The sequence below is a fragment of the Dysosmobacter acutus genome (assembly GCF_018919205.1).
Lineage (GTDB): Bacteria > Bacillota > Clostridia > Oscillospirales > Oscillospiraceae > Oscillibacter > Oscillibacter acutus.
In genome coordinates, this window is record NZ_JAHLQN010000001.1 from 543,912 (window position 1) to 556,758 (window position 12,847).

Below are 12,847 nucleotides of genomic sequence, written 5' to 3' on the forward strand. Positions count from 1 at the left end.
ACTGGCGTAAAGGGGCGGTGCGCGCCTTGGCAGCATAGGATCAATTGCTTCGCTTTGCAGGAGAACTCATTTACCGGCCCGGCAGCTAAACCAAATGATATTGTGGGACGTTTTCCATCAATAATTTGCGGAATTCATTCACTGCTCCGAATGCCAAGTCGCACTTTTGCAGCATGACAGCACGGGTGTCAAATATAAAGAGAAATCCGTCAGAAGTTTCGATGATGCGCTCAAAGCCGCCGTATGGAATCCATTCCGCGTCTCCATTCCCGGCGGGCAGAGCCATTCCCGCTTCGGAGAAATAGACCGCAGCGGATGGCCCTGGTGAAAGGGTCCGCGCCCTTTTAAGCAGCAATTCTGCGGGGCGGTCAAACCGGTTTTTCCTGCGTGCCCTGCCTTGCCAAAGCCCTCCGATTCCGGCGCCGACCGCAACAGCGCCTGTGAGTAGAGGGACAAATAATGCCTGGGGCTCCATGAGACCGGGTACGAACAGGAAAATACCCAACACCAGGCAAATAACACTCATGATTTTTGTGCGTAGCTTGCTTCTGGTCCTCCCGTGTGTTACCGCATTGAGCCGATCGGCGGCTTTCCACAGAACCGGATGAGCATTCCTTGAAACCAGTTCCGTTCTCTTTTCAAGCGCCTTGCTTACCTGCGGCAAAAGAAGAGCGGTATCATACGAACTGATTTGGAATCTGAACCCACGGCTTTCCATTCGTTCACCTCCACTGACGGCTGACGCGTCAAGCCCGTTGCCCTGAAACCGGCCCGCGTTACCCGCCAATATCTGTTTGCAGATAGTTACTCATAACGCGTTTTATTGAGCTCCGTAAAACTATGCTCAACTGAAAAGTCACTGGATGGAGCTTCTGTATAAATGATTAACTCTCTTTTTTGTAAATCTGATATACCTGCCAGACGGTTTCCTTTTTACCGTCTATTGAAACCGTCTTCCCTTTTTCGGCTTCTTCAACATGAATCCGGATGTCAGTTAAATTGCCATTCAACAACCTTTCAAGCAATTCGTTATCAAAAACGCCAGTCTCATCAATAGCGACCGTATTGCTTAATAGTGCAATATAAAATGTCTTCCCGCTGCTTTCAACAACAGCCAACGGTTTAGTGTATTCTTTAACTTGGACATACCCCACCAATTTTCCATCAATAGTCTCTTTGATAGACGAACGGCCCATATGCGCTACAGTAAAAAGTACAGCGACTAAACAGATGACTATGATACCTCTTTTTTTCATTCGGCCCTCCCTTACAAATAAAACCGTATTTGTCGTTTTCATTATTTTATTATTATTTGTACATGCAGTCAAGAAAGCCCTCGCAAAATCGACGGAGCTTATTCCGGCAGCAATTTTCTGAAAAGGGACGCCGGAATGTTTTCTTGTGCTTTTTTGCGTTTTGTGCTATAATCATTCAGTTAAATTCGCGGATTTTACCCTTTTTTCGGAGGATAGAAGTTTGGAACGGAATCGTGTATTGGTACCCCAGGCGGATCTTGCCCGCCAGAGGGAATTTGAGCAAAAAATCATGGCCTACTGGCAGGACCGGGGGAAGGCCCCCACGGCCTGTGTGGATACCTTCGGCTGCCAGCAGAATGTGGCCGACGGACAGCGGATTATGGGGATGCTCCAAGCCATGGGCTTCACCTTTACTGACGAGCCCGCCCGGGCAGATTTGGTGCTGTTGAACACCTGCGCCGTTCGGGAGCACGCGGAAAAGCGGGTCTACGGAAATTTGGGCGCTCTGACCCACACGAAAAAGGCCAACGGCGCCCAGGTGATCTGCCTGTGCGGCTGCATGGCCCAGCAGCCCTCTGTTGCCAAAAAGGTGCGGGAGAGCTACCGCCATGTGGACCTGGTGTTCGGCCCCCACGCCCTGTGGCGCTTTCCGGAGCTGCTCTACCAGGTCTACACCCGCCGGGGCCGCGTCTTCTCCATCGACGACGAGCCGGGCACCATTGCCGAGGGACTGCCGGTGGTGCGGGAGGCGGGCGTCAAGGCCTGGGTCTCCATCATGTACGGCTGCAACAACTTCTGCTCCTACTGCATCGTGCCCTACGTCCGCGGCCGGGAGCGGTCCCGGGAAGCGGAGTGCATTGTTGAGGAGGTGCGGGGCCTGGTGGCGGAGGGGTACAAGGACATCACCCTCCTGGGGCAGAACGTCAACTCCTACGGCCGGGATTTGGGCACGGGCATGGACTTTGCAGATCTGCTCAGCCGGATCGACGGCGAGGTGGAAGGGGACTACCTCATCCGCTTCATGTCCAGCCATCCCAAGGACGCCACGCCCAAACTCTTTGACACCATGGCCCGCTGCCCCCATGTGGCCCGGCAGCTCCATCTGCCCTTCCAGTCCGGCAACAACCGGGTGCTGGAGGCCATGAACCGCCGCTACACCCGGGAGAAGTACCTGGAGCTGGTGAATTACGCCAAGGACGTGATGCCGGGTTTGGTGCTGACCTCGGATGTGATCATCGGCTTTCCTGGTGAGACGGAGGCCGAGGCCATGGATACCGTGTCCTTGGTGAAGGAGGTGGGCTTTGACGCCCTGTTCACCTTCATCTACAGTCCCCGCCCCGGCACGGCGGCCGCGGCCATGCCCGACCCGGCCACCCGGGCGGAAAAGCAGGTCTGGTTCGACCGGCTTCTGGACGCCCAGAACGAAATCTCCGCCCGGCAGCACGCGGCCTATGTGGGCAGCACGGTCCGGGTCCTGGTGGATGGGGAGAGCGGCGACGAGCGCTGGCCCCTCAGTTCCCGGACCAATGGCGGGCGGCTGGTGCACCTATTGGGAAGCAGGGACCTGATCGGCAGCTTTGCGCAGGCCCGTATCACGGACAGCAATACCTGGGCTCTCTTCGGCGAGGCGGTGGAGTGAGGGCCGGAACGAAAGGAGAAGCGGATGAAAGTCGTCACCCTTTTGGAGAACACATCCTGTGCCCCGGGCCTGGCCCACGCCCATGGGCTGAGCCTGTACATCGAGACGCCGGGCCACAGGATTCTTTTTGACATGGGGCCAAACGCGGCCTTTTTGGAAAACGCGGAGAAGTTGGGCGTGGATATTGCCGCCGTGGACACGGCGGTGCTCTCCCACGGCCACTATGACCACGGCGGCGGCCTGGAGCTCTTTTGCAGGCGCAACAGCCGCGCCAAAGTCTACATGAGCCGCTACGCCTTTGAGCCCCACTACGCCGTGGGCGGCGGCACGCCGGAGTACATCGGCCTGCCGGAGACGGCGCGCAGGTACGAAGACCGCTTTGTCCTGTGCGGCGAGGACGAGGTACTGGACGAGGAGCTGCGCCTTTTCTCCCGGGTGGAGAGCCGCGACTATCCCTCCGGCGCCAACAAAACGCTGCGGCGCAGGGAAGGGGACGAGTATCCGGCGGAGGACTTCCGCCATGAGCAGAACCTTCTGATTACCGCCGGGGGCAAGTCGGTGCTGGTGGCAGGCTGCGCCCACCGGGGCATCGTCAACATCCTCCGCGCGGCGGAGGGGCTTTTGGGCCGCTCGCCGGATTGCGTGTTCTCAGGCTTCCACCTCTTCAACCCCGGCACCGGCGCCGCCGAGCCCCGGGAGCTGGTGGAGGCTGTGGGGCGCCAGCTTGCCGGAAGAGCGGGCACCGTCTACCGCACGGGCCACTGCACCGGCGCCGAGGCCTACGGGATTTTGAAGGAGCTCCTGGGCGGCCGGATGGACTACATGTCCGCCGGCACCGTATTTGAGGTGTAGGATGATAGACAGTGAGATCGGCGTCCATGTTTCTTTGCTGACAGGCAAGGACGCAGGCGCCGCCTATGCGAGCCTCCTGGCCCTGGAGGCCGAGAGCCGCGAGAGCGACGCCGCCTTTGGCTGGTTCGACGAGTTTGCCGCCATGCTGACCCACAGGAGCGGCTTTGTCCGGATGCGGGGACTGCGGCTGGTGGCGGCCAACGCCCGGTGGGACCGGGAGGGAAAGGTGGACCGGGCGCTGGGGGACTACTTTGCCTGCATGGAGGACCCAAAGCCCATCGTGGCCCGGCAGTGCATCCAGCACCTGTGGCTGATCGGCGAGGCGCGCCCGGACCTGAGGCCGGAGATGGTGCGTGCGCTCCGGCAGGCGGAGCCCTCCCGATACGCCCAATCCATGGCCCCTTTGGTGGAGGCGGACCGGAGAGAAGCACTTGAGCGCCTTTTGGGGCGCTGAACAAAAAGACAGAGAAAAACAGGCGAGGTGAGTACATGGCGGAGCTGACCCCCATGATGAAGCAGTATTTGAAGATCAAAGAGGAGAACAAGGATTCCATCCTCTTTTTCCGGCTTGGAGACTTTTACGAGATGTTCGACGAGGACGCCCGGACGGCCTCCCAGGAGCTGGACCTGACCCTGACAAGCAGGGACAAGGACCCCAACAAGAGCGCGGAGGAGAAAATCCCCATGTGCGGGATTCCCTACCACGCCAGCGACAGCTACATCGCCCGGCTCATCGCCAAGGGCTATAAGGTGGCCATCTGCGAGCAGATGGAGGACCCGGCCACGGCCAAGGGGCTGGTGAAGCGGGACATCATCCGGGTCATCACCCCGGGCACGGTGATCGACAGCGCCTGCCTGGAGGACAAGAGCAGCAACTTTTTGTGCGGCGTGTACCTGGATTCCCAGAACGCCGGCGTGGCCTTTTGCGACATCACCACCGGCAAGACCCACCTCACCTCCTGCTCCGGCCGGGAGCGGATAGAGCACGTGATCAACGAGATCGGCCGCTTTTCCCCGGCGGAGGCCATTTTAAACGACGCCGCCGCGTCGGAGGGGCAGCTGACGGAGACGCTGCGGGAGCGGTTCCACTGCCGGGTGGAAAACGGCGGTGAGGACCGCTTCGCCCTGAAGGCGGCGCAGGAGCACATCGCCATGCAGTTCGGCGCCGAGGCGCTCTCCCGCCTGGGCGCGGGGAATCCCGCCGCCGCCATGGCCCTGGGGGGCCTTTTGAGCTATCTCTATGAGACCCAGAAGACCACCCTCTCCCACATCAACGACCTGGACTACTATGAGCAGGGCCGGTTCATGGAGCTGGATTTGACCGCCCGGCGGAACCTGGAGCTGACGGAGACGCTCCGGGGCAAGGAGAAGAAGGGAAGCCTCCTCTGGGTGCTGGACCGGACGAAAACCGCCATGGGCGGCCGGATGCTCCGCAGTTTTCTGGAGAGGCCCCTTTTGAGCGTCACGGCCATCCAGCGCCGCCTGGGCGCCGTCTCCGCCCTGGTGGAGGACACGGCGGCCCGGGAGGAGATCATTGCGGCCCTCACCGGCATGGGGGATTTGGAGCGTCTTATCGGGCGCATCGTCTACGGCACCGCAGGTGCCCGCGACATGGCCGCCCTGCGCGCCTCCGCAGAGCGGCTGCCCGCCGTGGCGGAGCAGTTGGGCCGCTTCACCGACCGCCGCCTTGCGGAGATAGCCCGGGAGCTGGATCCCCTTACGGACCTTCAGGAGGAGATCGCCGCCGTCATTGGGGACGAGCCGCCCTTTTCCGTCCGGGAGGGCGGCTTCATCCGCCCGGGCTACGACGCGGAGGTGGACCGTCTGCGGGATATTCTCTCCGGCGGCAAGGGCGTTATCGCCGGCATCGAGGCCCAGGAGCGGGAGAAGACCGGTATCCGCACCTTGAAGGTGGGCTACAACAAGGTGTTCGGCTACTACATCGAGGCGCCAAGGTCCGCCGCGGACAAGGTGCCGGGCCACTATATCCGCAAGCAGACCCTGGCCAATGGGGAGCGCTACATCACCCAGGAGCTCAAGGATTTGGAGCATACCATCCTGACGGCCTCCGACCGTGTGAAGGCGCTGGAATACGAGCTCTTTACCCGGCTGCGGGAGAAGGTTTCCGCCCAGGCGGTCCGCATCCAGCGGACGGCCGCGGCCGCGGCGGAGGCGGACGCGCTGTGCTCACTGGCAGAGGTGGCGGTGCGCAACCACTACTGCCGCCCCAGCGTGGATGAGTCCGGCGTCCTGGAGATTCACGAGGGCCGCCACCCGGTGGTGGAGCGGATGCTCAGGGACAGCCTCTTTGTGCCCAACGACACCTTCATGGGGGAGAAGGAGAACCGGGTGGCCATCATCACCGGCCCCAACATGGCGGGAAAGTCCACCTACATGCGCCAGGTGGCGCTGATCGTCCTCATGGCCCAGATGGGCTCCTTTGTACCGGCCGCCTCCGCCCGCATCGGCGTGGTGGACCGGATTTTCACCCGCATCGGCGCCAGCGACGACCTGGCCGCCGGTCAGTCCACCTTTATGGTGGAGATGACCGAGGTGTCGGAGATTCTCCATCAGGCCACCTCCGAGAGCCTTCTGATCTTAGATGAGATCGGCCGGGGCACCTCCACCTATGACGGCATGTCCATCGCCCGGGCGGTGCTGGAGTACTGCGCGGAGAAAAAACGGGCCAAGACACTGTTCGCCACCCACTACCACGAGCTGACGGAGCTGGAAAGCAGCCTCAGCGGCGCCGTGAACTACAACATCGCCGTGAAAACCAGGGGCGAGGACATCATCTTCCTGCGCAAGATCCTGCCCGGGGGCGCGGACCGCAGCTACGGCATCGAGGTGGCCAAGTTAGCGGGCCTGCCTCCAAAGGTGGTGGAGCGGGCCAAAAAGATTCTTAAGGAGTTGGAGGAGGCCAACGGAGTGCAGTACGTGGCGCCCCGGACCGAGGAGCCCCAGGTGTCCCTTGCGGCCATAGGGGAGGGGGAGGTGCTGGACGCCCTGCGCCGCTGCCAGGTGGAGACGCTGACGCCCCTTGAGGCCATGAACCTCCTCTACCAGCTCAAGCAGAAGCTGTCGTAGGCTGCGGCGGAACAAATCAACAAGAGGAGGAATATCCATGGCAAGACGCGCCGCTGCCGCCGGCTTAAGCGACGGAGAAAAGATCGCCGGCACCGTGTTTTTTGTGCTCTATGTGGCGGTGCTGCCCTTTGTCACCCGCCCGGCCCTGGACCTGTTAGGCCGGATGCTTGGGGTGGAGATCGGGGAGTCCCTGGGCAACACCATTTACTATTACGTCGTTTTCGCGGTGACGCTGATCCTGTTTCACCGCTTCATCGGACGCACGTCCGCTCTTTTCGTCAACAATCTCAACAACAGCCTCAAGACGCTGGCCATGGGGTTTGTGGCCTTCTACGGCCTCAATGAGCTGGTGTACCGCCTGGCCAACATGGCCACCGGCGCCCACACCAACCTCAACGACATGACCATCTCCGCCCAGATCAGCGCCGCGCCCCGCACCACCATCCTCATTGTGGTGGCGCTCGCGCCCTTTGTGGAGGAGGTGCTGTTCCGGGGGCTGGTTTTCGGCGGCATACGGTCCCGCAGCCGCTTCGCGGCCTACGCCGCGTCCTGTCTGCTCTTCGCCCTGCTCCATGTGTGGCAGTACGCCGTGGGAAGCCACGATCTCTCCTATCTGGTGCTGACTCTGGAATACCTTGTGCCCGGCGTGGTATTCTGCTGGGCCTATGAGCACTCCGGGACGCTCTGGACGTCCATCCTGCTCCACGCCGGGGTCAACGCCCTGTCGGTGGCCACGCTGCTTTCATGAGGGAGGAGCGGATATGAAAAGCGGAACGCTGAGCCTGTCCCCGGCCGGGGGATGGAAGCACACGGCGCTGGCGGCGCTGCTGAGCGCGCTGCTCAGCGGCGGCGCGGTCTATTGGACCGTGCGCTGCCTGCCGTTGGACGCCCTGCCCCTGAGCATCGTGTCGGCGTTGCTGGCCTATGTGCTGCTGCGGGTCTTCTACCCGGCCTTTGACCATCTGCTCCCCGGCGGCAAGCGGGAGGAGTCCGTGGATTGGGTGGTCTCCGCCTCCGCGCTGACGCTGGCGGGGAAGTCCATCGACCGGTCTGGAATCCGCGCCGTCCACTGCTGGCCCAACCGGGATGCCCTGGGCAACGACAAACCAGGCTGGACCGTAAACATTGAAACCGATGGGAAAAACATCCTGCTGCGCTCCCTGACCGGAGAGGACCGGGCGGAGCAGTCCGCCCAGGCGCTGCAAAGCCTGGTGGAGGCGCTGGGCTATGGCGGAGCGTGGCACAGGCCATAGAGAAAGGAACCGGAAAATGGCACAGATTCAACAACTGAGCTCCCATGTGGCGGACCTGATCGCCGCCGGCGAGGTGGTGGAGCGGCCCGCCAGCGTGGTGAAGGAGCTGGTGGAAAACGCGGTGGACGCCGGGGCGTCCTCCGTGGTGGTGGAGGTGCGCCGGGGCGGCATGGGATTGATCCGTGTCACGGACAACGGCTGCGGCATTGCGCCGGAGGAGCTGCCCACCGCCTTTTTGCGCCACGCCACCAGTAAGCTGCGCCAGGAGAGCGACCTGGGCAGGATCGGCACGCTGGGCTTTCGCGGCGAGGCGCTGGCGGCCATTTCCGCCGTGTCCCGGGTGGATATCTGCACCTGCCCCGCCGGGGCGCTGACCGGCGCAAGACTCCATCTGGAGGGGGGCGTGGGCGGAGAGGTGGAGGAGACCGGAGCGCCCCAGGGCACCACGGTTTCGGTGCAGGACCTCTTTTACAACACACCGGCCCGCCTCAAGTTCATGAAGAAGGACACGGCTGAGACGGCGGCGGTGATGGGGCTGATGCAGCACCTGGCGCTGTCCCACCCGGAGATATCCTGCAAGTTTATCAAGGACGGCGTGGAGGCGCTTCACACCCCGGGGGACGGGAAGCTTTCCTCCGCCGTGTACGCCGCGCTGGGCCGGGACTTTGCCCGGAGCCTGGTGGAGGTCTCCGGCCGGGGCGGCGAGGTGGCGGTGCATGGCTTTGTCACCAGGCCTCTGGCGGGCCGCGGGTCCCGCAGCATGCAGACCTTTTTCGTCAACGGCCGCTTCATCAAATCGCCTCTTTTGACGGCGGCGCTGGAGGAGGGCTACCGCAACCAGATCATGAAGGGCCGCTTTCCCGGCTGCGTGCTCCATGTGGAGCTGCCGGTGACGGCGGTGGACGTGAACGTCCACCCGGCCAAGACCCAGGTGAAGTTCGCCCGGGAGAAGGAGGTCTTTGACGCCGTGTTCCACACGGTGGTGGACGCGCTGGAGCAGGACGGAAAGCCGGCGGCTCCCGGCCGGCGGGAGGAATTTTTCAAGACTATGGACGCCCGGACCTATCGGGAGAGCGCCGGGGCGGAGGGGAGTGCCGCGCGGCCCGCCGCTCCCGATCGGACAGTGACACCGGAGCGGCCCGCCGCTCCGACACCGTCTGGTGTACGGCCACTTGTTCCCGCCGCGCCGGTGGTGCGCCCGGCGGCAGGCCGGATTGTGCTGCCAGCCCAGCCGCCTGCCTGGGATACGGAGACAGGCGGGAAAACATCGGTGCGGGACAGGGCGCCGCAGGTCCCGGGTTACTATCGGCGGGAACCTGAGGCCGCCCTGCCGGGCGTGGAGAGGGCGGCGCGAACGGAAGAGAGCGACGCGGCCCCGGCAAAGAGGAGTGCTGAAAGCCTTCCGGAGGCGGAGCAGCAGTCCATGCCTCTGCCCGGCGCGGCGGGCCGGAGCGCCGAAACGCCCTGGCGCATTGCCGGGGAGGTGCTCAAGACCTACATCATCTGCGAGGACGAAGGGGGCAGCGTGTGGCTCATCGACAAGCACGCCGCCCATGAGCGGATCAATTTTGACCGCATGAAGGCCCGCCTGGAGCCGCCCATGCGCCAGCGGCTCCTCTCGCCCATTGTGCTGGAGCTGTCCCGGGAGGACGGGGCGCTGCTTCTTGAGAACCTGAAGATTCTGGAGGAGTTCGGCTTTTCCTGTGAGGACTTCGGCGGCGATTCGGTGCTGGTGCGGGAGGTGAGCGCGGACATCGACGCAGCCGACGCGGAGGCTACGCTGGAGGAGTTCGCGGAAAACCTGCGCAGCGGCCGGGACGTGGATGAGCGCAGGGAAAAGCTGCTCCACACCATGGCCTGCAAAGCCGCCATCAAGGCGGGCATGGACAGCTCAGAGCAGGAGCTGCGGGTACTGGTGGAGCGGGTCCAGTCGGGGGAGATCAAATACTGCCCCCACGGCCGCCCCGTGGCGGTGGAGCTGAGCCGCTACGAGTTAGAGAAGATGTTCAGGCGGGCATAGGACCCGCGGGAAGGAGACGACATGGCAAAGGAAAAACGATTTGTCAGGGTGTTTAAGGAATCCTCCATGGGGGAGTCTAATGAGGTCTGGGTGGACCGGGCCACCGGTGTGAACTATTTTTACCGCGGCTCCGGCTACGGCGGCGGATTGACGCCGCTTCTTGGGGCGGACGGCATGCCGGTGGTCACCCGCCTGATGGACGGGGAGGAGTGAAATGGCGGGAAAGCTGATCTGCGTCGTGGGCCCCACCGCCTCCGGAAAGACCCGGCTGGGGGTGGAGATCGCCAAACGATGGGGCGGCGAGGTGGTCAGCGTGGATTCCATGCAGATATACCGGGGCATGTCCATCGGCACCGCGGCGCCCACGCCCGCGGAGATGCAGGGCGTTCCCCACCACATGGTCGGCGTGGCCGATCCGGCGGAGAGCTGGTCCGTGGCCCGGTTTGTCCAGGAGGCCACAGAGCGCGTGGAGGACATCCTCCGCCGGGGAAGACAGCCGGTTTTGGTGGGCGGCACCGGCCTCTACCTGGACGCTTTGGTCCGGGGCGGGGGCTTTGCCCCCGGCGGCTCCGGCGGAGCCGTCCGCCATGCACTCCGGGAGCGGCTGGAGCGTGAGGGCGTTGAGCCTCTGCTCCGGGAGCTGCGACGAGTGGACCCCCAGGCCGCCGAACGGCTGCATCCGGCGGATGAAAAGCGGATTCTGCGGGCGCTGGAGGTCTACCTTGAGACGGGAAAGACCATTACCGCCCACAATGAGGAGAGCCGGCTCCGGCCGCCCCGGTATGAGGCGGTGTATATCGGCCTTGCCTTCCGGGACCGGGAGGAGATGAAGCGCCTCATCGACGCGCGGGTGGAGCGCATGGCGGCCGATGGGCTGGTGGATGAGGTGAGGGCCCTTTTGCAAAGCGGGCTCCCCCGGGACGCCACCGCGCTCCAGGCCATCGGCTACAAGGAGTTTGCCGGTGTGATAGAGGGGGAGAAGAGCGAAGAGGAGGCCATTGAGGAGGTCAAGCTCCGCTCCCGCCAGTATGCCAAACGGCAGCTCACGTGGCTGCGCCGCAATCCGGAGATTCACTGGATTTGGTGGGAAGGAGAGCGGGATTTTGCCGAAGCCCTCCGCCTTTCGACAGAAATCATCACCGCCCAGGGCTTAGGATAAGCTCAGGCGGGCGCAGGACGTCCGTACTTCAAAGAAGCGGCCATTGCCGCAAGAGAGAAAAGGGGACGTTTTATGCAAAAGCAAGCCAACTACCAGGAACTGTTTCTTTCCCAGGTGAGACGGGGCCGGACTCCGGTGACGGTCTTTTTGGTGAACGGATTCCAGCTGCGGGGCGTGATTTCCGGCTTTGACAGCTTTGTGGTGATGTTAGACAGCGACGGCAAGCAGCAGATGATCTATAAGCACGCCATCTCCACGGTGGTGCCGGCCAGGGCGGTGGAGATGAAGGAAGAGGAATAAAAAAGCGGCCCTGGCCGCGCCGTTTACAGAAGAAAGGAAAGCTTCATGAAGTCGGGTGTCACAAAAGGAATACTGACCGTGCTGATGCTGTGCATTCTGGCCTACTTTGGGATTCAGATCGGCGGATACTTCTCCGATCCGCTGTCCACGGTCACGGCTTATCAGTATCAGGTGGAGGACGCGGTCACCGTCACCGGATACGTGGTGCGTCAGGAGGAGGTGCTCTCCGATGGGGGTGCCGGCGTGCTGGACCTGCGCCGCAGCGAAGGGGAGAAGGTGGGCGCTGGCCAGACGCTGGCCGTGGTGTATAAGGACCAATCCACCCTGGACGCCCGGGATCAGATCGAAGCGCTCACCGCGCGATTGGAGCAGCTCCAGTATGCCCAGGACGCCTCCCTCTCCTCGGAGGTGTCGCTGCGGCTGGACAGCGACATCCTATCCCGGATCACCAAATTGCACACGACCCTCTCCGAGGACAAGCTGACCTCGGCGGACAGCGTCCTCTCCGACCTGCGGTCCCTGATTCTGAAACGCGACTATACATATACCGATGCGGCGGACCTCTCCGGAGAGATCGCCAGCGTGCAGGGCCAGATTCAGTCCCTGCGTTCCTCGGCCTCGGCGGCCACCACGGTGATCGCCGCCAAGAGCTCCGGCGTCTATTCGGCGGTGGTGGACGGCTACGAGACCGTGTTGGTGCCGGACGCGCTGAAGACCATGACGGCAAAGGAGTTCCGCGCCATCGGGCGGGACGGCGCCGTCTCCTCCCGGGTGGGAAAGCTGATCTACGGCGACACCTGGTATTTTGTGACGCTGCTGCGCCAGTCCGACGCGGAGAGCCTGGCCTCTTCCACCACGCTGCGCTTTGCCAAGGGCATCGACACGCCCTTCCGGGTGAAGGTGGAATCGGTGAGCGAGCCTGAGGACGGCCGGTGCGTGGTGGTCTTCTCCACCAACAAGTACCTCTCCGAGGTGACGCTGCTGCGCCAGCAGAGCGCGGACGTGGTCCGCTCCTCCTACGACGGGCTGCGGGTGCCGCGAAACGCCGTCCGGGTGGACGAGTCCGGCCAGAGCGGCGTCTACTGCCGGGTGGGCGTCACAGCCCGGTTTAAGCCCGTGGAGGTGACCTACACCGGGGAGGACTTCTGCCTGATCCGGGGCACATCCGATGAGGACAAGCGGCGGCTGCGGACGGGCGACCAGGTGATCCTCTCGGCGGGGGAGCTGTACGACGGAAAAATCGTTGGAAATTGACCGGAAACTGAAAAAGAGAAGCGTTTG

General features: G+C 63.0%; 13 protein-coding genes. 11 read left to right on the plus strand and 2 right to left on the minus strand.

The annotated features are described in order from the left end of the window. Positions 1-85: 85 nt before the first annotated feature. Both KQI82_RS02565 and KQI82_RS02570 read right to left on the minus strand, forming a co-directional pair. Complete coding sequence (locus KQI82_RS02565; RefSeq protein ID WP_216558300.1) at positions 86-718, minus strand: YcxB family protein; 633 nt, start codon at positions 716-718, stop codon at positions 86-88. Positions 719-884: 166 nt separating this feature from the next. After that, positions 885-1,256: a hypothetical protein gene (locus KQI82_RS02570; protein WP_216558303.1), complete on the minus strand. Its 372-nt coding sequence runs from the start codon at positions 1,254-1,256 to the stop codon at positions 885-887. 220 nt (positions 1,257-1,476) lie between these two features. Here KQI82_RS02570 and miaB point away from each other — a divergent pair, with 220 nt between their 5' ends. The 11 genes from miaB to KQI82_RS02625 all read left to right on the plus strand — a co-directional run bounded on the left by miaB (position 1,477) and on the right by KQI82_RS02625 (position 12,820). After that, positions 1,477-2,895: a tRNA (N6-isopentenyl adenosine(37)-C2)-methylthiotransferase MiaB gene (miaB, locus tag KQI82_RS02575; protein ID WP_241426593.1), complete on the plus strand. Its 1,419-nt coding sequence runs from the start codon at positions 1,477-1,479 to the stop codon at positions 2,893-2,895. 24 nt (positions 2,896-2,919) lie between these two features. Continuing rightward, entirely contained in the window at positions 2,920-3,747 is an 828-nt protein-coding gene (locus KQI82_RS02580; RefSeq protein ID WP_216558306.1) for an MBL fold metallo-hydrolase, read from the plus strand. Between the two features lies 1 nt (position 3,748). Then, the gene (locus KQI82_RS02585) at positions 3,749-4,201 is read left to right on the plus strand and encodes a SufBD protein (RefSeq protein ID WP_216558308.1); all 453 of its coding nucleotides are present in this window, start codon (positions 3,749-3,751) and stop codon (positions 4,199-4,201) included. Positions 4,202-4,236: 35 nt separating this feature from the next. Further along, positions 4,237-6,834 carry a DNA mismatch repair protein MutS gene (mutS, locus tag KQI82_RS02590; RefSeq protein WP_216558311.1) on the plus strand — a complete coding sequence of 866 codons (2,598 nt, stop codon included), beginning with the start codon at positions 4,237-4,239 and terminating at the stop codon, positions 6,832-6,834. 37 nt (positions 6,835-6,871) lie between these two features. Further along, positions 6,872-7,582, plus strand: coding sequence for a CPBP family intramembrane glutamic endopeptidase (locus KQI82_RS02595; protein ID WP_216558314.1), 711 nt, complete (start codon positions 6,872-6,874; stop codon positions 7,580-7,582). 13 nt (positions 7,583-7,595) lie between these two features. Next, on the plus strand, positions 7,596-8,087 hold the full coding sequence (locus tag KQI82_RS02600) for a hypothetical protein (protein WP_216558317.1): 492 nt from the start codon (positions 7,596-7,598) through the stop codon (positions 8,085-8,087). Positions 8,088-8,103: 16 nt separating this feature from the next. Beyond that, positions 8,104-10,107, plus strand: coding sequence for a DNA mismatch repair endonuclease MutL (mutL, locus tag KQI82_RS02605; RefSeq protein WP_216558320.1), 2,004 nt, complete (start codon positions 8,104-8,106; stop codon positions 10,105-10,107). Positions 10,108-10,128: 21 nt separating this feature from the next. Continuing rightward, positions 10,129-10,320 (plus strand): DUF6440 family protein, encoded by a 192-nt coding sequence (locus tag KQI82_RS02610; protein WP_216558323.1) that lies wholly within the window; start codon positions 10,129-10,131, stop codon positions 10,318-10,320. 1 nt (position 10,321) lies between these two features. Further along, positions 10,322-11,266, plus strand: coding sequence for a tRNA (adenosine(37)-N6)-dimethylallyltransferase MiaA (gene miaA, locus KQI82_RS02615; RefSeq protein WP_216558326.1), 945 nt, complete (start codon positions 10,322-10,324; stop codon positions 11,264-11,266). Positions 11,267-11,338: 72 nt separating this feature from the next. After that, positions 11,339-11,566, plus strand: coding sequence for an RNA chaperone Hfq (gene hfq, locus KQI82_RS02620; protein WP_216558333.1), 228 nt, complete (start codon positions 11,339-11,341; stop codon positions 11,564-11,566). A 45-nt stretch (positions 11,567-11,611) separates the two neighbouring features. Then, a complete protein-coding gene (locus tag KQI82_RS02625; RefSeq protein ID WP_216558336.1) occupies positions 11,612-12,820 on the plus strand; it encodes a biotin/lipoyl attachment domain-containing protein in 1,209 nt (402 codons plus the stop codon). Positions 12,821-12,847: the final 27 nt, after the last annotated feature.

Coding starts and splice junctions, on each gene's coding strand:
- mutL (WP_216558320.1), top strand. CDS start 8,104: ATGGCACAGATTCAACAACTGAGCTCCCATGTGGCGGACCTGATCGCC.
- miaA (WP_216558326.1), top strand. CDS start 10,322: ATGGCGGGAAAGCTGATCTGCGTCGTGGGCCCCACCGCCTCCGGAAAG.
- KQI82_RS02580 (WP_216558306.1), top strand. CDS start 2,920: ATGAAAGTCGTCACCCTTTTGGAGAACACATCCTGTGCCCCGGGCCTG.
- KQI82_RS02625 (WP_216558336.1), top strand. CDS start 11,612: ATGAAGTCGGGTGTCACAAAAGGAATACTGACCGTGCTGATGCTGTGC.
- KQI82_RS02565 (WP_216558300.1), bottom strand. CDS start 718: ATGGAAAGCCGTGGGTTCAGATTCCAAATCAGTTCGTATGATACCGCT.
- KQI82_RS02600 (WP_216558317.1), top strand. CDS start 7,596: ATGAAAAGCGGAACGCTGAGCCTGTCCCCGGCCGGGGGATGGAAGCAC.
- mutS (WP_216558311.1), top strand. CDS start 4,237: ATGGCGGAGCTGACCCCCATGATGAAGCAGTATTTGAAGATCAAAGAG.
- KQI82_RS02585 (WP_216558308.1), top strand. CDS start 3,749: ATGATAGACAGTGAGATCGGCGTCCATGTTTCTTTGCTGACAGGCAAG.
- KQI82_RS02610 (WP_216558323.1), top strand. CDS start 10,129: ATGGCAAAGGAAAAACGATTTGTCAGGGTGTTTAAGGAATCCTCCATG.
- KQI82_RS02570 (WP_216558303.1), bottom strand. CDS start 1,256: ATGAAAAAAAGAGGTATCATAGTCATCTGTTTAGTCGCTGTACTTTTT.
- hfq (WP_216558333.1), top strand. CDS start 11,339: ATGCAAAAGCAAGCCAACTACCAGGAACTGTTTCTTTCCCAGGTGAGA.
- KQI82_RS02595 (WP_216558314.1), top strand. CDS start 6,872: ATGGCAAGACGCGCCGCTGCCGCCGGCTTAAGCGACGGAGAAAAGATC.